The sequence below is a fragment of the Pseudacidovorax intermedius genome (genome assembly GCF_003350475.1).
Classification (GTDB): Bacteria; Pseudomonadota; Gammaproteobacteria; order Burkholderiales; family Burkholderiaceae_C; genus Xenophilus; species Xenophilus intermedius.
The window spans coordinates 20,341-44,963 of the sequence record NZ_QQAV01000002.1 but is presented as its reverse complement, the minus strand read 5'-3'; the positions used below and the strand labels follow the sequence as shown (position 1 = coordinate 44,963).

Sequence of the window (24,623 nt, the reverse complement as noted above, 5' to 3'; positions counted from 1 at the left end):
GCCCTTCTCCATGCCCCTGCGCTCCCGTCCCGTCCCCGCCTGCCGCACCGCCCTGCCGGGCCTTTGCGCGGTGCTGGGCATGGGCGCGCTGCTGGCGCCCGGCCTGGCGGCCGCACAGGGCTACGCCGACTTCCATGGCGAGTGGCGCGGCAGCGTGATGGTTTTCGAACTGGGTGCCGATGGCTTCCAGGTCGGCCGCCGGCTGGCGTCGGACATGTGGCTGCGCATCGGTGCCGACGGCCAGGTCTCCGGCCAGATGCCGCGCGCAAGCTGCGGCATCCAGGGCAACGCGCTGCCCTATCGCAGCAACGCCCATGCGCAATTGGCCGTACAGGTGGACCGCTGCACCGACCCGCGCGTCAACGGCCGCTACGAAGGCCGGCTGCTGACCAGCGAAGCGCATGGTCATGCCTCGCTGCGGCTGCGCAGTGCCACGGCTGCGGTGAAGGCCGGCGGCAACGAGATCTCCGGCATCCTGCAGCGCTGACTGCCTTCTTTCCGAACTCCGCATGCCTGCCTACGCCTTCGAAGCCATCGATGCCGACGGACGCCCCCGCAAGGGCGTGCTGGAAGCCGACACCGCCCGCGCCGCGCGCAGCATGCTGCGGGCGCAGGCGCTCATCCCGCTGTCCGTCGAAGGTGTGGCCGGCGGCATGGACGCGGGCGGCGCAGCCACGCCACTCTGGCGCCGACGCATCGGCGGGCGCGTGTTCAATTCCACGGCGCTGGGGGTCTGGACTCGCCAGTTGGCTGGCCTCGTGGCCTCCGGCCTGCCGCTGGAACGCGCCCTCACCGCCCTGACCGACGAGGCCGAGAGCGAGCCGCAGCGCCAGCTGGTGGCCTCGCTGCGCTCCGAGGTCAACGGCGGCAGCAGCTTCGCGCGGGCACTGGCGCAGCACCCGCGCGAGTTCTCGTCCATCTACATCGCCGTCATCGGCGCCGGCGAGCACAGCGGCCAGCTCGGCCTGGTGCTGGAGCGGCTGGCCGACGACCTCGAAGAGCAGCAGGCGCTGCGGCAGAAGCTGATCGGCGCCACCCTCTACCCCGCCATCGTCACCGTCATCGCGGTGGTGATCGTGATCTTCCTGGTGAGCTACGTGGTGCCGCAGGTGGCCAGCGTGTTCGCCGGCACCAAGCGTGCGCTGCCGCTGCTGACCCAAGCCATGCTGGGCCTGTCGGCCTTCGTGCGCGGCTGGGGCTGGCTGATGCTGGGCGTCGTGGCGGTGGCCGTCGTCGGCTGCAAGGCGGCGCTGGCGCGCGATGCGCTGCGCGAGCGCTTCGACGCCTTCTGGCTGCGCCTGCCGCTGGTGGGCAAGCTGGCCCGCGGCTACAACGCCGCGCGCTTCGCCGGCACGCTGGCCATGCTCGCGGCGGCGGGGGTGCCCATCCTGCGGGCGCTGCAGGCCGCGGCCGAGACGCTCAACAACCGCGCCATGCGCGCCGATGCGCTGGACGCGCTCACGCTGGTGCGCGAGGGCGCGCCGCTGGCCTCGGCCCTGGCGCAGAAGAAGCGCTTTCCGGGCATCGTGCCCATGTTCGCCCGCCTGGGCGAGCAGACCGGCGAGCTGCCCGTGATGCTGCAGCGCGCCGCCAAGCAGCTGTCGGCCGAGGTGCAGCGCCGGGCCATGCACCTGGCCACCATCCTGGAGCCGCTGCTCATCGTGGGCATGGGCGGCGTGGTCATGCTGATCGTGCTGGCGGTGCTGCTACCGATCATCCAGCTCAACCAGTTCGTGAAGTAGGGCGGACCTCAGCGCCCCTTGAATACCGGCTCGCGCTTTTCCACGAAGGCCTTGGCGGCCTCTCGGTGGTCTTCGGTCTGGCCGCAGTGGATGTGGTGCGTGGCCTCCAGGTCCAGACATTCATCCACTTCACCGGCCATCGCGCGGTTGAGGTTCTCCTTCATGTAGCGGTAGGCCACGGCGGGGCCGTTCGCCAGCCGGGTGGCGATCTCCAGGGCGCGCGCAGCCAATTGCTCGGGTGCGCTGACCCAGTTGGCCAGTCCCAAACGGAGCGCCTCCTCGGCCGGCACGCGGTCGGAGAGCAGGTACAGCTCGCGCGCCTTGGCTGCGCCGACGAGCTGGGTCATGAAGTAGCTGCCGCCATAGTCGCCGGAGAAACCGACGCGCGCGAAGGCGGTCGTCATGATGGCCGTGCTCGCCATCAGCCGCAGGTCGCAGGCCAGGGCCAGCGCCAGGCCGGCACCTGCCGCAGGGCCGGGCAGCACGGCCAGCGTGGGCTTGGGCATCTTGAACAGGCGGCCCGCCGTCTCGCGCTGGTTGACCCGCTGACGATGGATGGCCTGGTCGATGGTGAGCGCGCCGACGGTGCCATCGCCCGAGGCCGCCATGTTCTTCACGTCGCCCCCGGCGCAGAAGGCACCGCCCGCGCCGGTCAGCACCACGCAGCGGACCTCGGGGTCCAGCTCGGCGCGCGCCAACTCGCGAGCCAGGGCCTCGTTCATGGCCCGCGTCATGGCATTGCGCGCCTGCGGACGGTTCAAGGTGAGGGTCAGCACGCCGGCGTCGAGCTGCGCCAGCAGGTCCGGCGTGCCGGTGTCGATCATGGATGCGGTCATGGGAGTCTCCGTTGTTGTCGTGGAATGGAAGGTCGCGGCCAACGCCGGGCTCTCAGGCGAGGCCGAGTTCGCGCGCCTCGCGTTCGTAGTGCGGGTACGAGGCCTTCATCACCGCCCCGTTGAGGATCATCTCGGCCACCAGCGTGCGGCTGAGCAGCTCGAACACGCGGGTGCGCACCCAGGTGGACTCGGTGCGCGCGCTTTCGCTCAGCGCGACGATCTCGCGCTCCAGCGCATAGTCCTGGTCGACGAAGAGCGGCCCGCGGATCAGGCGGATCTGCTGGCCCGCGAAGAGGCCCACGGCCGGCTTGCGGCCACCCAGCTGCGCCTCGGCGATGGTGCTGCCCAGCAGCACGCTGATCATCTCCATCGGAAGGATGGGCCGCCGCCACGGCGAGCGGGTGCCGCCTTCGGGCGTGTACCAGTCGCAGGGCTCGGTGATGGCGGCCAGCTTGTCGCGCAGCGTGAAGGGATAGTGGTCGCCCATGTGCTGGTCGAAGCCCATGCGGATCGTCTCGGGCACGGCGCCGCGCTGGCCGACCTGGAGGTCGCGGTTGATGACGAGGCCCGTGGCCGGCCGCAGCTTCGCCATGCGTTGTTCCAGCTCGTGCGGCTGGCCCGGCTCGCCGACCGAGGCGGTGCCGGTGAGCACCGGCGTGCCGTCGGCCTTCTCGGCGCGGATGCGCACGAAGTGGGCGCCGGATTCAGGCAGGTCGACGAAGGCGCGTACCGATTCGCCCTCCACCACCATGGTCTGGTAATGCGCGCTGATGCAGCCAGTCTCGAACCACTGGCGGCCGAAGAGGCGCGCCAGCAGTGGGTCGAACTGGCTGAAATGCGTGGGCCCTTCGATGGGCCCGGCACGCAGGCCCAGGTTGCCGGCCGTGGCGTCGTCGTGGATGGACTTGTGGCCGTCATAGGTCTGGTCGGACAGCATCTGGCGCGGCTGACGCAGCGGGCCGGACAGGGCCAGCGGTGTGGCAAAGGGGGTGTCGGCGATGGGCAGGCTCATGGCCTCGATGGTGGCGCAAGGCGCGGCCGGGGGCTGTCGCCTGTGTCACTGTGGGCGGCCGGCGGCGCTGCCGCACAATGCCCGCTCCGCCGCCCCGCCCCCCCGCTCCCATCCCATGCCGGTCACCCTGGACGACAAGCTCGTGGTCGCGATCTCCTCGCGTGCCCTGTTCAACCTGGAGGAAGAGAACCGCCTGTTCGACGCCGGCGACCCGGGCGCCTACATGCGGCTGCAGCTGGAGCGGCTGGAGGTGCCGGCCCAGCCCGGCATTGCCTATTCGCTGGTGCGTAAGCTGCTGCGCTTCAACGCCGACGGCGTGCAGCGGGTGGAGGTGGTGATCCTGTCGCGCAACGATCCGGTCTCGGGCATGCGTATCTTCAACTCGGGCGCGGCGGCGGAACTCGCCATCGAGCGCGGCGTGTTCACCCAGGGGCGGCCGCCCTTCCGCTACCTCACACCGTTGCGCGCCGACCTCTTCCTCTCGGCCAACGCCGACGACGTGCGCGAGGCGCTGGGCGCGGGCTTCGCGGCGGCGCATGTCAGCGTGGAATCGGCGCTGGCCGGCAACCAGCATCCGGACGAGGTGCGCATCGCCTTCGACGGCGACGCCGTGCTGTTCTCCGACGAGGCCGAGCGCGTCTACCAGCAGCAGGGCCTGGCGGCCTTCCAGGCGCATGAGAAGGACAAAGCCGCGGTGCCCCTGGGCGCCGGGCCGCTGGCGCCCTTTCTCGTGGCGCTGCACCGGCTGCAGCAGGCCGCCAGCACCGGCATGCGCATCCGCACGGCGCTGGTCACCGCGCGCGGCGCGCCGGCCCACCGCCGCGCCATCCAGACCCTGATGAGCTGGAACATCCGCGTGGACGAAGCGATGTTCCTGGCCGGCCTGGACAAGGGCGGCTTCCTGCGCGAGTTCGAGCCGGACTTCTTCTTCGACGACCAGACGGGCCATGTGCGCTCGGCTGCGCGGCATGTGCCGGCTGGGCATGTGGCTAGCGGGATCAGCAACCTGCCGCGCGCTGAACCCCAGGGCTGAGCACAACTGCGGCGCGTCAACCCAGCCGCGCCAGCGTCGCCGGATCTCGCTCGCCGCCGAAGAAGCGCTTCAGGCACTGCGCAAACAGCGTCTCGCCCGCTGGCGCCACGGCGTCGAACAAGGTCATGCAGGACCGGAACTTGAGGTCGTCGGGGGGCCCGAGGATGTCGTCGATGGCCGGCCCCGGCGCCGACAGCACCAGCGCGCTGCACTCGCGCAGGCGCGCGCACAAAAGCGGATGGGCGAGGTAGGCGACGGCTTCCTCGCGCGAGCCGATGGCATAGCGCTGCGCCATCGCACTGCGGCCCAGGCCCGCCAGCTGCGGAAAAACGAACCACATCCAGTGCGAGCGCTTGCGGCCGGTGGCCAGTTCGGCCTGCACCTGCGCATACACCGGCACCTGCGCGTCGACGAAGCGCGCCAGGTCGAAGGCGTCCGGCGGCATGGGCTCAGGCCGAACCGGCGGCCGCAGACGACGCGGGCGCTTCGGCCTTGGGCACCGGACCGCCCGGCTTCGGCTTCTCGTTGCAGCCGGCGAGCAGGAAGGTCAGACCGGCCAGGAGGAGGAGGAAGGACTTCATGCAAACCATCCTAGGTCGCTGCCCGGCGACGGCCAAGCGGGCTGGCCATGCCCCGCCCGGCAGCGCGGGCAGCGCGCCAGACGGGCGTGATGCCGCTTTCAGTCCGGTTTAAGGCAGGCCACGCAGCGCCTCGCTAGGATCGGGCACGCCTGCGCGCCTTCACAGCGCCGGCGGCCCGATCCCTGCTTCGCCCCCTCCACGATGAGCACCGCCCCCACACACCCCTCACGCCCCGGACTGGGTCAGACGCTGCGCCGCATCGCGTCGCTGACCACGCCCTACTTCAACTCCGACCAGAAATGGAAGGCCCGCGGGCTGCTCGCGGCCATCGTGGCGCTCAATCTCGGCGCGGTCTACATGCTGGTGCAGATCAACGAGTGGTACCGCGTCTTCTACGACGCACTGCAGAACAAGGATCAGGCCGTGTTCTGGCAGCAGATCGGCCGCTTCAGCTGGCTGGCGCTGATCTACATCGTGATCGCCGTCTACAAGTTCTATCTCACGCAGATCCTGCAGCTGCGCTGGCGCGTGTGGATGACCGACCACTACATGGGCCGCTGGCTGGCGCACAAGGCCTTCTACCGGCTGGAGCTGGCCCGCTACACCGGCAACGGCAGCCATCCGGACAACCCCGACCAGCGGATCCAGGAAGACCTGAACCTCTTCACCACCTACACGGTGACGCTGTCCATGGGCATCCTCAACGCGCTGGTCACGCTGCTGAGCTTCGTGGGCATCCTCTGGACGCTCAGCGGCTCGATCACGGTGCCACTGCCGGGCGGCGGGCACTGGGAGATCGCCGGCTACATGGTGTGGGCGGCGGTGCTGTACTGCGCCGTGGGCAGCGCCATCGCGCACTGGATCGGCAGGCCGCAGGTGCAGCTGAACTTCCAGCAGCAGATGCTGGAGGCCAACTTCCGCCACCACATGATCCGCGTGCGCGAGTACAGCGAGGCCATCGCCCTCGACGGTGGCGAGGCCGTGGAGCGCCGGCACCTGGACCTGCGCTTCACCGAGGTGATGGCCAACTACCTGGCCCTGATCCGCAACCAGAAGAGCCTGACCTGGTTCAGCAGCTTCTTCGGCCAGGCGGCCATCATCTTTCCGCTGATCGTGGCGGCGCCGCGCTACTTCAGCGGCGCCATACAGCTCGGCCAGCTCATGCAGATCAACTCGGCCTTCGGCCGGGTGCAGGATTCGCTCTCCTGGCTGGTGGACAACTACATGTCGCTGGCGGCGTGGAAGGCCACCACAGACCGTCTGTCCGGCTTCGAGGACAGCCTCACGGCCCAGTCGCGCGAGAACGACGCTCTGTCCCGCGACACCGCGGCGGCCGACATCGAGGCCACTGGCCTGACCGTGGGCCTGCCCGGCGGCCAGGCCCTGCTGCGCGGGGCCGACCTGCGCGTGGCGCCCGGCGACACGGTGCTGGTGCACGGCCCCTCGGGCAGCGGCAAGTCCAGCCTGTTGCGCACGCTGGCGGGCATCTGGCCGCACGCGCAGGGCGCGGTGGCGATGCCGAAGGACACCATGTTCATCCCGCAGCAGCCCTACTTTCCGGACGGCCGGCTGCGTGACGCGCTGGCCTACCCCGCCCCGGCGACGGATTACGCCGACGAGGCCCTGCGCCAGGCCCTGGTCGACGCCCTGCTGCCGCAACTGGCCGACCAGCTGGACCGCGAGGACGCCTGGAGCCAGAAGCTCTCGGGCGGCGAGCGCCAGCGCCTGGCCATCGCCCGCGTGCTGCTGAAGAAACCGGCCTGGGTGCTGGCCGACGAGGCCACCAGCGCGCTGGACGAGGATGCCGAAGCCACGATCTACCAGCGCCTCACGGCCATGGTGAAGCAGGCGCATGGCGCCATCGTCTCCATCGCGCACCGCTCCACGCTCAAGGAGCATCATGCGCGGCGTTGGACGCTGCGCCCCCGGCGCGACGGCGAAGCCGCCTATGCGGTGGAAGACGCGCCGCTGCCGACGTCGCCCTCGATGTAGCCCGCCCAGCCCTGCGCCCGCAGCTGGCAGGCCGGGCAGTGGCCGCAGCCCCAGCCCCAGTCGTGGCGCTGGGTGCGGTCGCCTTCGTAGCAGGTGTGGGTGTCTTCCACGATCAGGTCCACCAGGCCCTGGCCGCCGAGCGATTCGGCTAGCTGCCAGGTCTGGGCCTTGTCGATCCACATCAGCGGCGTCTCGATCAGCAGGCGCTGGTCCAGCCCCAGTGACAGCGCCAGCTGCATGGCCTTCATGGTGTCGTCGCGGCAGTCGGGGTAGCCGGAATAGTCGGTCTCGCACACGCCGGTGACGATCACCTGCAGCCCGCGGCGGTAGGCGAGCGCGCCCGCCAGCGTCAGGAAGAGCAGGTTGCGCCCGGGCACGAAGGTGTTGGGCAGGCCAGTGGCCTGCATGGCGAAGGCGATGTCCTCGGTGAGCGAGGAGCCGCCGATCTGGCCGAGCACGTCGAGCTTGAGCAGATGGTCCTCGCCCAGGCGTCGCGACCAGCCGGGAAATCGCCGGCGCAAGCGGGTCAGGACGTGATTGCGGGCCTCCAGCTCGATGCGGTGGCGCTGGCCATAGTCGAAGCCCAGCGTCTCCACCCGCTCGTAGCGGTTCAGCGCATGGGCCAGGCAGGTCGTGGAATCCTGCCCGCCGGAGAAAAGGACGAGGGCGGTGGTGTGCATGGCAAAGTCAAGCAAGGGCGGGACCAGCGGCCGTTCCGCCGTGCCCCGACGAGGTCAGAGAAAGCGCTCCAGCAGCTTGCGAGAGGCGCGATCCAGCGCCATCGGGCGGGAAATGCGGAAGTGCACGCCGTGGGCGCTGGTGATGAGCAGGCCGCCGTCTTCGAGCCGGCGGATGTCCTCTTCGGCGCGCAGCACGAAGCGGGTGTCGCCGCGGTCGGTGCGCACGGTCCACGTGCTGGGCACGGCGAAGGTGGAGACGTCCATCAGCTGCTGCAGTTCGGGCGCGAAGTCGCGTGGCGCCAGCGCCTCGTCGACCAGCGCGCGCGTGGCAGGCGGGAGCGCGTCGGTGCGGGCGATCCAGCAGCGCTCGCGGCCGTCGGCGCCCACCAGCGACACGCCTTCGCCGGGCGCGCTCAGGGGAAAGGCCCGCACCGGCACGACAGGCTCGGCACGGCCGGCGAGGCCAGTCCACAGCAAGGTGCCGAGGGCATCGCGCTGCAACTGCAGCGTGGCGTCGTTCAGGGCATCAACGGACATCAGGCATCTCCGGCAGGATGGGCAGCATGGGTGTCGAGCGCCACGGCCACCGAGGCGATCTCGGCCACGTCGGCCTCGGCCTTCTCCTCGTCATCGGCCTGGCGCTGCTGCGCCTGGTAGAGCCGCCAGTAGGCGCCCTGGCGGGCCATGAGCTCGTCGTGCGGGCCGACCTCGACGATCTCGCCGCGGTCCATCACCACCAGCCGGTCAGCCTTGCGCAGCGTCGACAGACGGTGGGCGATGGCGATGGTGGTTCGGCCCTTGACCAGGTTGTCCAGCGCCTTCTGGATCTCCTTCTCGGTCTCGGTGTCCACCGCCGACGTGGCCTCGTCCAGGATCAGGATGCGCGGGTCGATCAACAGCGCACGGGCGATGCTGATGCGCTGGCGCTCGCCGCCCGACAGGCCCTGGCCGCGCTCGCCCACCAGCGAGTCGTAGCCCTGCGGCAGGCGCAGGATGAAGTCGTGCGCATGGGCGGCGCGGGCGGCGGCCACGATCTCGTCGCGGCTGGCGTCCGGCCGGCCATAGGCGATGTTCTGCGCGATGGTGCCGAAGAAGAGGAAGGGCTCCTGCAGCACCAGGCCCACGTGCCGCCGGTAGTCGGCCACGGCAAAGCGGCGCACGTCCTGGCCGTCGACCAGGATGGCGCCCTCGCTCACGTCGTGGAAGCGGCAGATCAGGTTGACCAGCGTGCTCTTGCCAGAGCCGCTGTGGCCGGCCAGGCCGATCATCTCGCCCGGGCGGATCTGCAGGTGGAGGTCGCGGATGACCGAGCGCGCGCCATAGCGGAAGCCCACGCCGCGCAGCTCGATGGCGCCCTGCACCTGCGGCAGGCGCACCGGCTGCACCGGGTCGGGCACGGTGCTCACGTGGTCCAGGATGTCGAAGATGCGCTTGGCACCGGCCGCCGCCTTCTGCGTCACCGAGACGATGCGGCTCATCGAATCGAGCCGCGTGTAGAAGCGGCCGATGTAGGCGATGAAGGCCGTGAGCACGCCCACCGTGATGTGGTCGCGCGCCACCTGCCAGACGCCAAAGGCCCACACCACCAGCAGGCCGATCTCGGTCATCAGCGTGACGGTGGGCGTGAACAGGCTCCAGGTGCGGTTGAGCCGGTCGTTGGCTTGCAGGTTGTGGGTGTTGGCGGCGCGGAAGCGCTCGGCCTCGCGCCGCTCCTGCGCAAAGGCCTTGACCACGCGGATGCCCGGGATGGTGTCGGCCAGCACGTTGGTGACCTCGCTCCAGACCCGGTCGATCTTCTCGAAGCCGGTGCGCAGCTTGTCGCGCACCACGTGGATCATCCAGGCAATGATGGGCAGCGGCACCAGCGTGACCACCGCCAGCAGCGGGTTGATCGACACCAGGATCACCGCCGTCATGCCGATCATGATCAGGTCGGTGAGGAAGTCGAGCGCATGCAGCGACAGGAAGACGTTGATGCGATCGGTCTCGGAGCCGATGCGCGCCATCAGGTCGCCGGTGCGCTTGCCGCCGAAGTAGTCCAGCGGCAGCGTGAGCAGGTGTTCGTAGGTGGTGGTGCGCAGGTCGGCGCCGATGCGCTCGCTGACCAGCGCCAGCAGGTAGGTCCGCGCCCATCCCAGGCCCCAGCCCACCAGCGCTGCCGCCAGCAGCCCGCCCAGGTACAGCGCCACTTCGCCGGGGGCGATGGGCTTGCCGTTCTGGTAGGGGATCAGGATGTCATCCATCAGCGGGATGGTCAGGTAAGGCGGCACCAGCGTGGCGCCGGTGGCCAGCAACGTCAGGGCAAACCCCCAGAACAGCTGCAGGCGATAGGGTTGGGCAAAGCGCCACAGCCGCAGCAGCACCCAGGTCGAGGGGGCGGATTGCAGCTCGGTGTCGACCGCCTCCTCGACCTCGGCCGCCTCCGACTGCAAGCCGCCCTCTCGCAGTTGCTCGAACAGCCGCACCAGCCGCACGGCGGCCGCCTGGCCCACGAGGGTGAAGCGCCAGCGCGCGAGCAGGCCCTGCAGGCCCACAAGATCCAGCGTCGCGACGCCGGCATGCTCGGCCAGACGCAGCTGCAGGCCCGGCGCCGCCAGGGGCCAGACCCGCGCGCGGCCGTCGGGCGAAACCTCGCGCAACTGGGTCGGGGTCAGGTGCAGCTGGGTTTCCTGAACGAAGTGCAGCGCCTCGTCCAGGTCAACCAAAAGGGTGACCAGAACGTTGTCCGACACCGGCACGCGGCTTTCTCCGACAGCAGGGACGCGTGCCGCCGAGGCCGATTCGCCCCCTGGGGCACCGACTGAATCGTGATTTGTCATTCGTTGTGTTGGATGGTCGAGGACCTGTGGCAGGTCCCACCCGCGCGCCGGTCGGGCGCCGATTCTCTCCACTGACCCGGGCACGCCGGACGGCGTCCCTGCCCGCTTCCATCGAACGCCTATCAACGCATCCATGCCCCGTTTCGACGACATCCGCCTGCTGCGCATCCGCTACCTGCGCGGCCCCAACGTCTGGACCTACCGCCCCGTGCTGGAGACCTGGCTGGACCTCGGCCCGCTGGAAGACTTTCCCTCCAACAAGATCGAGGGTTTTCCCGAGCGGCTGACGGCCCTGCTGCCGGCGCTGATCGAACACCACTGCGGCGTCGGCGAGCGCGGCGGCTTCCTGCAGCGACTCACCGAAGGCACCTGGGCCGGCCATGTGCTGGAGCATGTGGTGATCGAGCTGCTCAACCTCGCCGGCATGCCCACCGGCTTCGGCCAGACGCGCAGCACGTCGAAGCACGGCGTCTACCGCATGGTGTTCCGCGCCCGCGAGGAGCAGGTCGCCCGCACCGCGCTGCATGAAGGCCACCGGCTGCTGATGGCGGCCATCAACGGCGATGCCTACGACGCCGCCGAGGTGCAGAAGGCCGTGGCCACCGTCAAGGCCAAGGTGGACGAGTGCTACCTGGGGCCCAGCACGGCAGCCATCGTGGCCGCCGCCACCGACCGCGGCATCCCCTCGCTGCGGCTCAACGACGGCAACCTGGTGCAGTTGGGCCACGGCGCGCGCCAGCAGCGCATCTGGACCGCCGAGACCGACCACACCAGCGCCATCGGCGAATCCATCGCCAGCGACAAGCAGCTGACCAAGTCGCTGCTGGCCAGCTGCGGCGTGCCGGTGCCCGAAGGCCAGGAAGTCGGCTCGGCCGAAGAGGCCTGGGAGGCCGCCGAGGACATCGGCCTGCCCGTGGCCGTCAAGCCCGTGGATGCCAACCATGGCCGCGGCGTCTCGCTGGACCTGCGTACCCGCGACGAGGTGCTGGCCGCCTTCGCCGTGGCCGAGCCCGAGGGCAGCGGCGTGATGGTGGAGCGCTTCGTGCGCGGGCAGGAGCACCGGCTGCTCGTCGTCGGCGGCGAGGTCGTCGCCGCGGCGCGGGGCGAGATCATCACCGTGACCGGCGATGGCCGCGCCACCGTGGCCGAGTTGATCGAGAGCCAGCTCAACAGCGACCCTCGCCGCGGCGCGGAAGAGGAATTCCCGCTCGACCTCATCGTGCTGGCGACCGACGCCAAGCTGCAGCTGGAGCTGCAGCGGCAGGCGCTCACGGGCGATTCCGTGCCCGAGTCGGGCCGCGAGGTCATCATCCAGCGCAACGGCAACCTGGGTGTGGACTGCACCGACCAGGTCCATCCCGAGGTCGCGTACGCCGCCACCCTGGCCGCGCGCGCCGTGGGTCTGGACATCGCCGGCATCGACCTGGTCTGCGAGGACGTGGGCCGGCCGCTGCAGGCGCAGGGCGGCGCCATCGTCGAGGTCAACGCCGGCCCCGGGCTGCTGATGCACCTGAAGCCCGCCGTGGGCTCGCCGCGCCCGGTGGGCCGCGCCATCTGCGACCACCTCTTCCCCGAATCCGACGACGAACGGCCCGGCCGCATTCCCGTTGTGGGCGTGGCCGGCTCGCGCGAGAACGCCGTGCTGGCCCGCCTGGTGGCCTGGCTGGTGGGCCTGTCGGGCCGCCATGTGGGCCTGGCCTGCCGCGACGGCCTGTTCCTGGACCGTCGCCGCGTCGACACCCGCGACAGCGCCCACTGGGCCGCCGGACGCCGGCTGCTGGTCAACCGGCAGGTCGAGGCGGTGGTGATCGAGAACGGCGCCGCCACCATCCTGGCCGACGGCCTGCCCTACGACCGTTGCCAGGTCGGCATCGTGACCGACCTGGAAGGCGCCGATCAGCTCGCCCACGAAGACATTGCCGAGAGCGACCAGATGGTGAAGGTGCTGCGCACCCAGGTCGACGTGGTGCTGGACTATGGCACCGCCGTGCTCCATGCCGCGGATGCCCGCGTGGCCGGCATGGCACCGCTGTGCGACGGCGACGTGATCCTGTACGCCGCCGATCCGCAGGCCGCGCCCCTGGCCGCCCACATGGCGGCCGGCGGCAAGGTGGTCACGGTGCGGCAGGACCGCATCGTGCTGGCCCATGGCACCAGCGAGTCCTTCCTGCCCGGGCTGGGACGGCTGACCGTGTGGAGCGCCCACCATGCCGGCATCGGCATCGAGAGCGTGCTGGCCGCCGTGGCCGCCGCCTGGGCCATGGCCATTCCGCTGAACCTGATCGGTGCCGGTATCGAGGCCTTCGAGGCCGACCTGCAGCTGGCCACCGCCTCGCTGCAGCTGGACCAGAGCCAGCCCGCCCAATCGCTGCAACTCGCCTGAGACGAGGCCGCCCCATGGACATCATCCGTACCCGCGCCCTGCGCGGCCCCAACCTGTGGAGCCGCCACACCTGCATCGAGCTGGTCGTCTCGTGCAGCGCCGCCGAGCAGGCCGTCGAGCAGATCCCCGGCTTCGAGCCGCGGCTGCGCGCCCTCTTCCCCACCATCGGCGAGCTGCATCCCGTGGTGCTGGGCCAGCCGCTGGCCGCTGCCCACGTGCTGGAGAACGCCGCCGTGGCGCTGCAGGCCCAGGCCGGCTGCGAGGTGATCTTCGGCCGCACCACGCGAGCCCGTGAGGAAGGCATCTTCCTGGTGGCCGTGCAGTACACCGAGGAGGCCGTCGGCCGCCGCGCGGTCGAGATGGCGACGCAGCTGCTCGCTGCCGCCCTCGATCCGCGGGGCAGCGGCAGCTTCGATTCCGCCGCCGCCATCGCCGAGCTGCGCGAGCTGGACGAGGACGAGCGCCTGGGCCCCAGCACCGGCTCCATCGTCGATGCGGCCGTGGCACGCGGCATCCCGTACCGGCGCCTGACCACCGGCAGCCTGGTGCAGTTCGGATGGGGCGTGCGCCAGCGACGAATCCAGGCCGCCGAGGTGGACGCCACCTCGGGCATCGCCGAATCCATCGCGCAGGACAAGGAGCTCACCAAGCAGCTGCTGCATTCGGCCGGCGTGCCGGTGCCGCTCGGGCGGCCGGTGAGCAGCGTGGACGACGGCTGGGCTGCGGCGCTGGAGATCGGCCTGCCTGTGGTCGCCAAGCCGCAGGACGGCAATCAGGGCAAGGGCGTGACGGTCAACATCGCCACCCGCGAGCAATTCGAAGCCGCCTACGCCTCGGCCGCGCACTACGGCGAGGTGATGGTCGAGAAATTCCTGCCCGGCTTCGACTACCGCCTGCTGGTGGTGGGTGACCGGCTGATCGCGGCCGCCCGCCGCGATCCGCCCCAGGTGATCGGCGACGGCCACAGCACCGTGCGCCAGCTGGTCGACGTGGTCAACCAGGACCCGCGGCGCGGCGAAGGCCATGCCACCTCGCTCACGAAGATCCGGCTCGACGACATCGCCCTGGGCCGGCTGGAGGCGCAGGGCCTGACGCCCGAGAGCGTGCCCGCGCTGGGCCAGCGCGTGGTGCTGCGCAACAACGCCAACCTCTCCACCGGCGGCACCGCCACCGATGTGACCGACACCGTGCACCCCGAGATCGCCGCGCGCGCGGTCGACGCGGCCCAGATGGTGGGACTGCACATCTGCGGCGTGGACATGGTCTGCGAGAACGTGATCCGTCCGCTGGAGGAGCAGCACGGCGGCATCGTCGAGGTCAATGCCGCGCCCGGCCTGCGCATGCACATCAGCCCCTCCTTCGGCCGTGGCCGGCCGGTGGGCGAGGCCATCGTGGACCAGCTCTACGCCGACGGCGACGATGGCCGCGTGCCGGTTATCGCCGTCACCGGCACCAACGGCAAGACCACCACCACGCGCCTGATCAACCACCTGCTGGCCGCCAGCGGCATGGTCACGGGCATGACCAACACCGATGGCGTCTACGTCAACGGCCGCCAGACCGACAGTGGCGACTGCAGCGGCCCCAAGAGCGCCCGCAACGTGCTGCTGCATCCGGAGGTGGAGGCGGCGGTGTTCGAGGTGGCCCGCGGCGGCGTGCTGCGCGAGGGCCTGGGCTTCGACCGCTGCACCGTGGCCGTGGTGACCAACGTGGGCAGTGGCGACCACCTCGGCATGAACTACATCCACACGGTGGAGGACCTGGCCGCCGTCAAGCGGGTGATCGTGCGCAACGTGGCGCCCACCGGCTGGGGCGTGCTCAATGCGGCCGACCCGCAGGTGGCCGCCATGGCCGGCGCGTGCCCGGGCCATGTCATCTACTTCGCGGCCGACCGCCAGCACCCCGTCATGGCCACGCACCGGGCCCAGGGCAAGCGCACGGTCTACGTCGACCGCGACACGCTGATCGCCGCCGAAGGCGCTTGGCGCGAGCGCGTGGCGCTGCGCGACGTGCCGATCACGCGCGGCGGCACCCTCCCCTTCCAGGTCGAGAACGTGATGGCCGCCGTGGCCGCAGCCTGGGCCGTGGGCCTGGACTGGGACACCATCCGCCGTGGCCTGGCCAGCTTCAAGAACGACGCTGCCGGCGTGCCTGGCCGCTTCAACGTGATGGACTACAAGGGCGCGACGGTGATCGCCGACTATGGCCACAACACCGACGCCATGAAGGCGCTGGTGGCGGCCATCGAGACGCTGCCGGCCAAGCGCCGCTCGGTGGTCATCAGCGGCGCCGGCGACCGCCGCGACGAAGACATCCGCGACCAGACCGCCATCCTGGGCGAGGCCTTCGACGACGTCATCCTCTACCAGGACGCCGCCCAGCGTGGCCGGGCCGACGGCGAGGTGATCGCCCTATTGCGGCAGGGCCTGCAGGGGGCCCGCCGCACAGCCCATGTGGAAGAGATCCGCGGCGAATTCCTGGCCATCGACGCGGCGCTGGAGCGGCTGGCGCCGGGCGACCTGTCCCTCATCCTCGTCGACCAGGTCGAAGAGGCGCTGGCGCATCTGGCGCAGCGCATCGCCGAAGCCGACTGAAGGGCCACCCTCGGCCGCGCAGACGGTCGGGGGCGGCGTGCGACCTGTCCGACGCCGGCGGTCGCCGTCGGCGCGAATCGGCTCGCAGCCGCGTCCCACAGCGGGACGACGGAGGACTGTCGATAGTCCAGGGCATCGAACAACGACGCCCCTCGCAGGGCGACTGGATGTGCCCATGACCTTTTCCACCCGTGCCTGGCGCCAATCCGCGCTCCGCGGCGGCCTCGCCATCGCCCTGGCCGCCTCGGCCTGGACGGCCTGGGCCCAGCCTGCTCCCGCCTGCGACAGTCGCCAGGATCCCGCCGCCTGCCGCCGCGAGGCCGGTGCGGCGCGCGAGGAAGCCCGCCGCGGCGGGCTGACCACTCCCGCGGAAGGCAACGCCGGCGCCAACGCCATGGCGCGCTGCCAGCTTCAACCCGCGGCCGACCGCGCGGATTGCGAAGCGCGGGTGCGCGGCAGCGGTGCGGGAACGACCACCACCGAAGGCAGCGTGATGGGCGGCGGGATCATCCGCGAGACCGTCACGCCGATCCCCGCGGCGCCGGCTACGCCCCGACCCTGATTCCCGTCAAGGCGTCGTCCGCAGCACGCTGAGTCCATTCTTTTCCTGTCCACACTCACCAGGAGCAACGCCATGAAGAAGACCCTTCGTCACGCCGGCTTCGCACTGGCCCTCGCCACCGGGGCCCTTTTCGCAAGCCCCTTCGCCCAAGCCGCCGACAGCGGCACGTACAGCCAGGAGCGCGCGATGTGCGGCCACATCCAGCAGGACCGCGCCGCCTGCATCCGCGAGGCGGGCGCCGCCGCACAGGCCGCCCGCCAGGGCAACCTGAGCAGCGCCAACGCCGACACCTACCGCCGCAACGCCCTGGCCCGCTGCCAGCTTCACCAGACCAGCGTGGACCGCGCGGCCTGCGAGGCACGCGTCACCGGTCAAGGCGACACCACCATCGACGGCAGCGTGCTCGGTGGCGGACTCATCCGCGAAACCGTGACCACCCTGCCGCCGACCCGCATGCCCCGCTGATCGGGCCCGCCTTCCTCACGACGCCCCTTTTCCGTTGCGGATGGCAACAGGAAAGGGGCGTTCATGTGTGGATAAAAGTAAACAATGCGTGGAAGGGCGACACTACAATCCGCCGGTTCCGATAGAGCCCCTGCCCGCATGTCCAAGACCGCAGCCGCCCAGCCGCCTCGATCCGCTTCCCGCATCCCGTCGCGTCTGCTGGCCGTTGCGCTGGCCTGCGCCCTGCCCTTCGCGGCCGCCTGGGCGGACGAGTACGACAACGTCGAACAGCTCATCCAGCAGCGCAAGTTCGACGAAGGCCTCGCCCAGGCCGACAAGTTCCTGCGCGAGAAGCCCCAGGACCTGCAGATGCGCTTTCTCAAGGGCGTGGCCAATCTCGAGGCCGGGCGCCGCCCCGAGGCCATCGCCATCTTCGAGCAGCTCACCCGCGACGCGCCCAATCTGCCCGAGCCCTACAACAACCTGGCCGTGATCTACGCCGGCCAGGGCGACTTCGACAAGGCCCGCGGCGTGCTCGAGCGGGCCATCCGCACCAACTCCAGCTACGCCACGGCCTACGAGAACCTGGGCGATGTGTACGCCCGCCTCGCCAGCGAGGCCTATGGCAAAGCGCTGCAGCTCGACAAGAGCAACGCCGCCGTGCAGCCCAAGCTGGCCGTGATCCGCACGCTGTTCACCACGCCGAGCGCGGCCCTTCTGGCCGGCAAGGGCGCACCGACGACGGTGGCCAAGGCACCGGCCGCAGCGCCCGCGGCCGCTCCGACGCCGGCCCCCGCGCCGGCGGTCGTCGCGAAGGCACCGCCCCCGCCGCCCGCGCCGGCTCCCACGGTGATCGCCAAGGCCCCGGAGCCGGCCCCCGCACCGCCGCCTCCGGCACCCGCACCCGCCAAGCCGCCGGTTGCGGCACCGACGCCCGCACCGGCTCCTGCGGCAGTGCCTGCGCCGGCACCGGCGCCTGTGCCCGCTGCCGCCCCGGCGCCCAAGCCCGCGGAACCCGCGCCCGCCCCCAAGCCGGATGCCAGCAGCGCCGCCCAGACCGAGGTGGCCTCGGCCGTCAGCGCCTGGGCCAGCGCCTGGTCCAAGCAGGACATGGACGGCTACCTGGCCGCCTATGCCCCCAACTTCGATCCAGCCGACGGCGCCAGCCGCGCCGCCTGGGAGAAGGAGCGCCGCGCCCGCATCGTGGGCAAGAGCAGCATCACCGTCCAGGTCGAAGGCCTGAACGTGGAGGTGCAGGGCGACAAGGCCACCGCCAAGTTCCGCCAGCGCTATCGCGCCGACCGCCTGAACGTCAGCAGCCGCAAGACGCTGGAGATGCAGCGTGTGCACGGCAAGTGGCGCATCGTGAAGGAAACCGTCGGCGGCTGAGGCCGGCGACACGCAACGGCGCCCGATCTTGGCGGACCGCTCCAGTTCCCTGAAGCCCTCCACGGCTTGGCTGTGGGCCGCGGGCCTGCTCGCAGCATCCCTGCCGATGGCGGCACAGGCCGCTCCCGCGGAGCGCCACGCCCGGGGCAAGGCACCCGCCAAGTCCGTCGCGGCGCCCGCCGCCCGTTCCAAGAAGGAAGCTGCGCGCGCCGCGCCTTCACGCGCTGCGGCAGCCGCACCGGCAGGGCGTACGGCGCTTCGCCGCACGGAGCGCACGCCCGTGCGAGCGGCAGCCCGCGCCGCCGTTCCGGCCGCTGCGGCCACGGTGGCCACTGCCGCCGCCACGAGCCGCGTGGTGGCCCATCCGCCCGCCATGGGCGCGGTGCAGCCCGCCAACGCGTCCGCGGTACCGAGCGCGCCCAACGACGCCGGTCCCATCCTGCAGGCGGGGGGTGCCGCAGAGGCCCAGCTCATCGAGGTCTACCAACTCTTCGGCCGCGGCGAGACGCAGCAGGCGCTGGAAAAGGCCCGCGCGCTGGTCAAGACCTACCCCAACTTCCAGCTCGCGCAACTGGTGTACGGCGACCTGCTGGCCACCCGCATTCCGCCCAACACCGCCCTGGCGGACGCGGCCAGCCTGGCCCGGCTGCGCGGCAACCCCACCCTGACCGAGCTGCACGAGGAATCGCGGCGCCGCCTGCAGGCCCTGCGCGACCGGCCACCGCCGGGCACCGTCCCCTCGCAGTTCCTGGCGCTGTCGCAACGCAGCCGCTATGCCATTGCCGTGGACGCCTCCCGCTCGCGGCTGTACCTGCTGGAGAACACGGCCAACGGTCTGCAGCTGGCTGCCGACTACTACATCTCGGTGGGCAAGGCCGGCACCGACAAGCTGGTCGAAGGCGACGCCCGCACGCCGCTGGGCGTGTACTACGTCACCAGCAACCTGGATCCGCGCACGCTGAAGGACTTCTACGGCGCCGGCGCCCTGCCCATCAACTACCCGAACCCCTACGACAACATGCTGGGGCGCACGGGCAGCGGCATCTGGCTGCACGGCACGCCGCCCGAGCAGTTCTCGCGGCCCCCCCAGGCCAGCGACGGCTGCGTGGTGCTGTCCAACCCTGACCTCAAGCAGATCCTGCGCAAGGTGCAGGTGGGTGCCACGCCGGTCGTGATCGCCCGCAGCCTGGACTGGGTGGCGCCGCCCAAGGTGCGCACGCTGGCCGAGCCCTTCGAGACGGCGCTGAGCGCCTGGCTGCAGGCCCGCAGCGGCGGCAACGAGGAGCGGCTGCGCAGCTTCTACGCCACCGAATACCAGCGCGCCAGCCGCCGAGGGCCGGTCACCGTGCCCATCGACAACGTGCTGCGCCAGGAGCTGGCCACCGCCCAGGGCCGCAGCATCCAGCTCAAGGACACGTCGGTGCTGATGTGGCACGACAAGCGCGACACGGTGGTCGCCACCTTCGGCGAAGTGGTCGCCGGCGAACGCACCGGCCGCACCCGCCGCCAGTACTGGGTGCGCACTCCGGACAGCTGGAAGCTCTTCCACGAAGACATCCTGGGCTGACCGCCGCGGCCCGCGAGGGCGGGTCACAGGCGCTCCCACCGCGGCGCGATGCGCCCGCCGCGCTCGGCGCACGGCGTTCCGTCTGCATCGACCGACTGTGTCCACCCCTTCCAGCAGCAGCTGACCACGCCCAATACCCCTACGGCGTGGGCGTGAACTATTCAACGTTTTCCCTTGCTTTGTGGCCTGAATGTCAAAAAGCGCGTTACGTAACGCCTCGCGTGACACGGCCGTAACTGGGCGATTTCCAGAATGCACCTTTTCGGTGCATCTTATTCAGCTGCAATTCAGGAAAAATTTTTCTTTTGATTTCAACAACTTGAAAATCAGCCCTCATCCGTTTGGCTGATGCAGCCGATGGCGGATGGCTGAGGCCCCCGCAGTGACGGCTTCGGACATCCTCGCAAATGTGAATACTTCCATCTTATTGATACAGGAAGTTACCGGAACCTAGCATGAACTCGCCTTCGGGCCCCTGTCGTTCTGCTACCACTTTGCGAGGTCAACCATGAAAGCTGCAATCGTTCGTTTTCTGCGTGATGAAGAAGGCGCCACCGCCATCGAGTACGGGATCATCGCGGGGCTGATGGCCCTGATGCTGGTCGCCATCTTCGGCACCGACGGCGCCGTCCAGACCACGCTGGAAGCCATCTTTACCAAGGTCAAGACTGTCGCCACAACGGGCGCGTGAGCCTTCTGGAAGGGTCCGCTGCTCAAGAACGCGTCGCCTCGCCCATGCAGCCCCTCCTCCTGCTGTGGCTCGCCGGTGCGGTCTTCTGCGACCTCCGCTGGCGCAAGGTGCCCAACCTGCTGGTCCTGGCCGGCGTGGTGGGCGCCTTGCTCTCGCTGGCGTTCGGCGTCGCGTTGCCGGGCCTGGACTGGCCTGCGGCACTCGTGGGCTCGGGCGCGGCCTTCGCCGTCCTGCTTCCCTTCTACGCCCTGGGCCTCATGGGCGCCGGCGACGTCAAGTTCGCCGCCGCGCTCGGCCTGTGGGTGGGCCTGGCGCCGCTGGCGCCGATCGCCATCGTCGGCAGCCTGCTCGCCTTCGCCCATGCGATGGCCGTGCTCGTGCTTCGGCGCTGGCCCCTCTTTCCCCGGCTGATGCTGGCGCTCTCCGGCCGCGATGCGGACGGCGCGGCGTCGCCTTCGGCCCGCCGGCCGATTCCCTACGCCGCCTACCTGGCGCTGGCCACCCTCGGGTGGCTGGCATGGCGGGTGCCGCAATGAGCCGGGCGTACGCCGGCCGCGTCCCCCTCGACCCGAACTGAACCGCCCGCCATGCTCCGCTTCTCCAAGATCCTGGCCGTTCTCCTCGTGCTGCTGGCCGTGGCGCTGGCGGTGTATGCGTGGCTGCTGAGCCGCAACCCGGCGCCCGTCCGCACGGCGGCGGCACCCGCCGCCAGCGCCCCGCCTACCGCCGCGCCCGCCGCCACCTATGCGGTGGTGGTGACGAGCAAGGCCGTGCCGGCCGGCCAGCCGATCCCCGCCGACGCGCTGCAACTGGCCCAGTTGCCCATCGACCCTGCCGGCGCCTTCCGCAACACGGCGGACGTGGCCGGCCGCGTGCCGGTGCTGGACCTGGGCGCCGGCACGCCGGTGCTCGAAGCGCAGCTGAGCACGGGCCTCGCCCTCAAGCTGGCCGAGGGCGAGCGCGCCGTGGCCGTCAAGGTGGACGAGGTCATCGGCGTCGGCAACCGCGTGACGCCCGGCGACTACGTGGATGTCTTCTTCACCCTCAAGGCCGATGGCCGCGACATCGAGCGCAGCCAGGCGCGGCTGCTGCTCGCGCGCCTGCGCGTGCTGGCCTTCGGGCAGGCCTCCCTCGACGGCAACGCCAGCCGTGCGGAAGGCGGCAACGGCCGCGTCAACAGCGCGACCAGCGCATCCACCGGCGGCCAGCGCGTGGAAGCCGCCCGCACCGCCGTGCTGGCCGTGCCCGTGGCCGACGTGAACCGGCTGGTGCTGGTCGAGAACAGCGGCCGCCTGCTGCTGGCGCTGCGCAATCCGGCCGACACCGCCGAGCCCGACCCGCGCCTGTTCGCCGACTTGCCGCCTGCGCTGCAGCCGCTGCCCGCCGCGCGCGGCGACAAGGCCCGCGCGCCTCTGGACGGCATCGACCGCGCCCAGGCCGGCCTGGCCGTGGAAGACCTGGCCAACGGCGGCAACCGGGCCGTGCGCCGGACCGTGGCCGCCGCTCCTGCCTCTTCCGGCACACGCCCCGCCCCGGCCGGCCTGGAGGTGGAAGTGATCCGCGGCGACCGCCGCGAGACGGTGCGCTACTGACCGCACCATGGCCCCGCCCACCGCCCGCCCCTCACCGACCACGACCATGCGCCTGCGTCCCCGCCGCCTTCCGATCCCCACCGTGCTGGCCGTCGCCTTGCTCGCACCCGCGGCCGCGCCCACGGCCCTGGCGCTCACGCCGGCCGCCGACCCGGCCCGGCTGGTGCTGACCATGGGCACCCAGAAGGAACTGGTCTTCGACGGCGCGGTGGAGCGCATCGCCATTGCCGACGAGTCGGTGGCCGGCGTCACCATCGCCCGCCGCACGCCGGGCTCGCCGGCAGCGCGGCTGGTCATCACCGGCAAGGCCTCAGGAGGCACCTCGCTGATCGTGTGGGAGAAGGGCAAAGCTGCCGGCCGCACCTACGCCATCGAGGTGCAGCGCCGCACCGCCGTGCTCGAAGGCAGCAGCGAAAGCCTGCCGGAGCACCGCCAGGCGCGCGAGACCGCGCTGGCGGCCTTCCCCGACAAGGCCACGCTGACCGACCGCTCCAGCGTGCAGGTGAAGAGCCACACGGTGCAGGTCGACGTGAAGGTGGTGGAGTTCAACCGCAGCGTGCTCAAGCAGGCCGGGCTCAACATCTTCAGCACGCGGGCCAACTCGCACGGCTTCAGCTTCGGCGTGTTCACGCCCACCTCGCTCAAGAGCACCACCTACAACACCGACGGCTCGCTCACCACCGACGCCAACAACCCGCTGTCGCAGGCCTTCAATCTGCTGTTCAACTTCGGCCGCGCCGGCATCGGCCTGAACGTGGGCTTCCTCGAAGGCAACGGCCTGGCCCGGGTGCTCGCCGAGCCCACGCTGGTGGCCCTTTCGGGGCAGAGCGCCAGCTTCCTGTCGGGCGGGGAGCTGCCCATCCCGGTCCCGCAGGGCCTGGGCACCACCTCCATCGAATACAAGCCCTTCGGCATCGGCCTGACGCTCACGCCCACGGTGCTGGGCGACGACCGCATCGCGCTCAAGGTGGCGCCCGAGGCCAGCGACCTCGATTACGCCAACGCCCTGAGCCTCAACGGCGTGCCCGTGCCCGCCATCACCACTCGCCGCGCCGACACCACGGTGGAGCTGGGCGACGGCGAGAGCTTCATCATCGGCGGGCTGGTCAGCCGCAGCACCAGCTCCAACGCCGACAAGGTGCCGCTGCTGGGCGACCTGCCCGTGCTCGGCACCTTCTTCAAGCAGAACCGCTACCAGATGAGCGAGAAGGAGCTGGTGATCGTGGTCACGCCGCATCTGGTGCGGCCCATCGCCCGCGGCACCGACCTGTCGCCCTACCTGCCCGGCGCCAACGAGCAGCGCGACGGCCCGGTGTGGCGCTCGATCTTCACTGGCAACGTGCCCGGCAGCACGAGCCTGCCCGGCTTCTCGCGATGAGCCCTTCGTGAACGAAGACAGCGCCATGAACGCACCGCGCGACCGCTTTCCCGACGCCGGCACCGCCACCTACGTGTTCGTGTGCGCCGACCCGGCCCGCGTGGCCTGGATGACCGACGCGCTGGCGGGCCAGGGCGTGGTGGTGCCCCTGCGCGCGGGCGCAGGCATCGCGGAGCGCATCGGCATGCTGTCGCCACAGGCGGTGCTGATCGACTTCGGCGGTGGCGGCGCCGACGACGCGGCCGCCCTGCTGCAGCAGCTGCGGCAGGACTGGCCCGCGCTGCCGGTGGCCGCCGCCGGCCTGGCCACCGACCCCGCCGCCACGCTGGGCGCCCTGCGTGCCGGCGTGGACGACTTCATCGACCTGGCCGGTGCGCCGGAGGATGCCCAGGTCACGCTGCGGGCACTGATGCAGCGGCGTGCCGCCACGCAGCGCAGCGTGCGCGGCGGCACGCTCGCACTGCTGGGCGCGCGCGCCGGCGTGGGCACCACCACGCTGGCCACCAGCCTGGCCCTGCTGCTGCAGGAACAGCTGGGCGGCCCGGGCGCCGCACAGCGCAGCGTCACGGCCACGCAGCGCCGCGGCGTCGCCCTGCTCGACCTGGGCCTGCCCGCGCGCGATGCCCTGCTTTACCTGGACACGCCCAGCGAGTTCAGCTTCGTGGACGGCGTGCGCAACCTGCGCCGCATCGACCCCACGCTGCTGCAGACCGCGCTGGCCCACCACGACAGCGGCGTGGCCCTGCTGCCGCTGCCCGCCAGCCTGGCGCAGGTGCGCGAGATCTCCCATGCCGACTCGGCCCAGCTGATCCGCCGCCTGGCCGACTTCTTCGACCTGCAGGTGGCGGACCTGGGCGGCTTCTCGTCGGTGGACTTCATCGCGCAGACGGCCCGCGAGGCGGACCGCGTGTGGGTGGTGTGCGACCAGAGCATCGGCGCCATCGTTTCCACCGCCGCGCTGCTCAAGGACCTGAAGGCCAAGGGCGTGGACCTGAAGGACTTCGCGCTGGTGGTCAACAAGTTCGACAGCCATGTGGAGCTCTCGGCGCGCGAGATCGCCGCGCGGCTCGAACTGCCGCTGGCCCATGTGGTGCCGGCGCGGGCCGCCGCCCTCAATGCCGCCGCCAGCCGCGGCGAGATGCTGGTGCGCACCGCGCGCAGCGATGCCTACACCCAGGCGGTGGCCGCGATGGCGCGTGGCCTGCGCGAATCGCTGCCCGGCGGTGGCCCGGGCGCCAACGCACCGCGCAGCGCCGCCGCGTCGCCGGCCCGCTGGCGTGCATTGGGCAAGCAGATCGGCAGCCTGTGGAAGAAAGAGGGTTGAGCGC

Annotated in this window: 22 protein-coding genes; 15 read left to right on the top strand and 7 right to left on the bottom strand. The window is 71.1% G+C overall.

The genetic code is table 11. The features are described from left to right. Positions 1 to 10: 10 nt before the first annotated feature. Together DFR41_RS06880 and gspF are read left to right on the top strand one after the other, a co-directional pair. Entirely contained in the window at positions 11 to 487 is a 477-nt protein-coding gene (locus DFR41_RS06880; RefSeq protein ID WP_114802239.1) for a hypothetical protein, read from the top strand. Positions 488 to 509: 22 nt separating this feature from the next. Then, a complete protein-coding gene (gene gspF / locus DFR41_RS06875; protein WP_114802238.1) occupies positions 510 to 1,742 on the top strand; it encodes a type II secretion system inner membrane protein GspF in 1,233 nt (410 codons plus the stop codon). An 8-nt stretch (positions 1,743 to 1,750) separates the two neighbouring features. Here gspF and DFR41_RS06870 read toward each other — a convergent pair whose 3' ends face one another. Both DFR41_RS06870 and DFR41_RS06865 read right to left on the bottom strand, forming a co-directional pair. Further along, positions 1,751 to 2,578, bottom strand: a complete 828-nt coding sequence (locus DFR41_RS06870; RefSeq protein WP_114802237.1) for an enoyl-CoA hydratase-related protein — start codon at positions 2,576 to 2,578, stop codon at positions 1,751 to 1,753. Positions 2,579 to 2,630: 52 nt separating this feature from the next. Then, positions 2,631 to 3,590, bottom strand: coding sequence for a hypothetical protein (locus DFR41_RS06865; protein WP_114802236.1), 960 nt, complete (start codon positions 3,588 to 3,590; stop codon positions 2,631 to 2,633). A gap of 115 nt (positions 3,591 to 3,705) precedes the next feature. Between DFR41_RS06865 and DFR41_RS06860 the strand changes: the two genes are divergently transcribed. Continuing rightward, complete coding sequence (locus DFR41_RS06860; RefSeq protein ID WP_114802235.1) at positions 3,706 to 4,623, top strand: 5'-nucleotidase; 918 nt, start codon at positions 3,706 to 3,708, stop codon at positions 4,621 to 4,623. 16 nt (positions 4,624 to 4,639) lie between these two features. On the opposite strand, the gene DFR41_RS06855 is transcribed toward DFR41_RS06860, so the two are convergent. Next, positions 4,640 to 5,068: a DUF1810 domain-containing protein gene (locus DFR41_RS06855; RefSeq protein WP_114802234.1), complete on the bottom strand. Its 429-nt coding sequence runs from the start codon at positions 5,066 to 5,068 to the stop codon at positions 4,640 to 4,642. A 4-nt stretch (positions 5,069 to 5,072) separates the two neighbouring features. After that, positions 5,073 to 5,204: a hypothetical protein gene (locus DFR41_RS28150; RefSeq protein WP_280525151.1), complete on the bottom strand. Its 132-nt coding sequence runs from the start codon at positions 5,202 to 5,204 to the stop codon at positions 5,073 to 5,075. A 201-nt stretch (positions 5,205 to 5,405) separates the two neighbouring features. On the opposite strand from DFR41_RS28150, the gene DFR41_RS06850 reads away from it, so the two are divergent. Beyond that, the gene (locus DFR41_RS06850; protein WP_114802233.1) at positions 5,406 to 7,196 is read left to right on the top strand and encodes an ABC transporter ATP-binding protein/permease; all 1,791 of its coding nucleotides are present in this window, start codon (positions 5,406 to 5,408) and stop codon (positions 7,194 to 7,196) included. Here the strand turns inward: DFR41_RS06850 and queC are convergent. The 3 genes from queC to DFR41_RS06835 are packed head-to-tail and all read right to left on the bottom strand — an operon-like array spanning position 7,151 to position 10,695. Beyond that, positions 7,151 to 7,876 (bottom strand): 7-cyano-7-deazaguanine synthase QueC, encoded by a 726-nt coding sequence (gene queC, locus DFR41_RS06845; protein ID WP_017758850.1) that lies wholly within the window; start codon positions 7,874 to 7,876, stop codon positions 7,151 to 7,153. The genes DFR41_RS06850 and queC overlap by 46 nt on opposite strands. Before the next feature lie 54 nt (positions 7,877 to 7,930). Continuing rightward, positions 7,931 to 8,413: a cyanophycin metabolism-associated DUF1854 family protein gene (locus DFR41_RS06840; protein ID WP_114802232.1), complete on the bottom strand. Its 483-nt coding sequence runs from the start codon at positions 8,411 to 8,413 to the stop codon at positions 7,931 to 7,933. Further along, complete coding sequence (locus DFR41_RS06835) at positions 8,413 to 10,695, bottom strand: cyanophycin metabolism-associated ABC transporter (RefSeq protein ID WP_114802231.1); 2,283 nt, start codon at positions 10,693 to 10,695, stop codon at positions 8,413 to 8,415. Before DFR41_RS06835 ends, DFR41_RS06840 begins: the two co-directional genes overlap by 1 nt. 133 nt (positions 10,696 to 10,828) lie before the next feature. Between DFR41_RS06835 and DFR41_RS06830 the strand changes: the two genes are divergently transcribed. From DFR41_RS06830 to DFR41_RS06780, 11 genes are all read left to right on the top strand, one after another. Further along, positions 10,829 to 13,078: a cyanophycin synthetase gene (locus tag DFR41_RS06830; protein WP_017758853.1), complete on the top strand. Its 2,250-nt coding sequence runs from the start codon at positions 10,829 to 10,831 to the stop codon at positions 13,076 to 13,078. A gap of 14 nt (positions 13,079 to 13,092) precedes the next feature. After that, entirely contained in the window at positions 13,093 to 15,672 is a 2,580-nt protein-coding gene (gene cphA / locus DFR41_RS06825; protein WP_017758854.1) for a cyanophycin synthetase, read from the top strand. Between the two features lie 175 nt (positions 15,673 to 15,847). Next, on the top strand, positions 15,848 to 16,234 hold the full coding sequence (locus tag DFR41_RS06820; RefSeq protein WP_114802230.1) for a hypothetical protein: 387 nt from the start codon (positions 15,848 to 15,850) through the stop codon (positions 16,232 to 16,234). A gap of 72 nt (positions 16,235 to 16,306) precedes the next feature. Beyond that, positions 16,307 to 16,699, top strand: coding sequence for a hypothetical protein (locus DFR41_RS06815; protein WP_017757397.1), 393 nt, complete (start codon positions 16,307 to 16,309; stop codon positions 16,697 to 16,699). Between the two features lie 138 nt (positions 16,700 to 16,837). Then, positions 16,838 to 18,067: a L,D-transpeptidase Cds6 family protein gene (locus DFR41_RS06810; protein ID WP_147284323.1), complete on the top strand. Its 1,230-nt coding sequence runs from the start codon at positions 16,838 to 16,840 to the stop codon at positions 18,065 to 18,067. 280 nt (positions 18,068 to 18,347) lie between these two features. Next, positions 18,348 to 19,634: a L,D-transpeptidase family protein gene (locus tag DFR41_RS06805; RefSeq protein ID WP_244917686.1), complete on the top strand. Its 1,287-nt coding sequence runs from the start codon at positions 18,348 to 18,350 to the stop codon at positions 19,632 to 19,634. Between the two features lie 508 nt (positions 19,635 to 20,142). Continuing rightward, the gene (locus DFR41_RS06800; protein WP_017759181.1) at positions 20,143 to 20,325 is read left to right on the top strand and encodes a Flp family type IVb pilin; all 183 of its coding nucleotides are present in this window, start codon (positions 20,143 to 20,145) and stop codon (positions 20,323 to 20,325) included. Between the two features lie 44 nt (positions 20,326 to 20,369). Next, positions 20,370 to 20,861 (top strand): A24 family peptidase, encoded by a 492-nt coding sequence (locus DFR41_RS06795; protein ID WP_017759180.1) that lies wholly within the window; start codon positions 20,370 to 20,372, stop codon positions 20,859 to 20,861. A 51-nt stretch (positions 20,862 to 20,912) separates the two neighbouring features. Continuing rightward, on the top strand, positions 20,913 to 21,917 hold the full coding sequence (cpaB, locus tag DFR41_RS06790; RefSeq protein WP_114802228.1) for a Flp pilus assembly protein CpaB: 1,005 nt from the start codon (positions 20,913 to 20,915) through the stop codon (positions 21,915 to 21,917). Positions 21,918 to 21,924: 7 nt separating this feature from the next. Further along, positions 21,925 to 23,295: a type II and III secretion system protein family protein gene (locus DFR41_RS06785; protein ID WP_114802227.1), complete on the top strand. Its 1,371-nt coding sequence runs from the start codon at positions 21,925 to 21,927 to the stop codon at positions 23,293 to 23,295. A 7-nt stretch (positions 23,296 to 23,302) separates the two neighbouring features. Further along, positions 23,303 to 24,619 (top strand): CpaE/TadZ family protein, encoded by a 1,317-nt coding sequence (locus DFR41_RS06780; RefSeq protein WP_244917685.1) that lies wholly within the window; start codon positions 23,303 to 23,305, stop codon positions 24,617 to 24,619. Positions 24,620 to 24,623 lie beyond the last annotated feature (4 nt).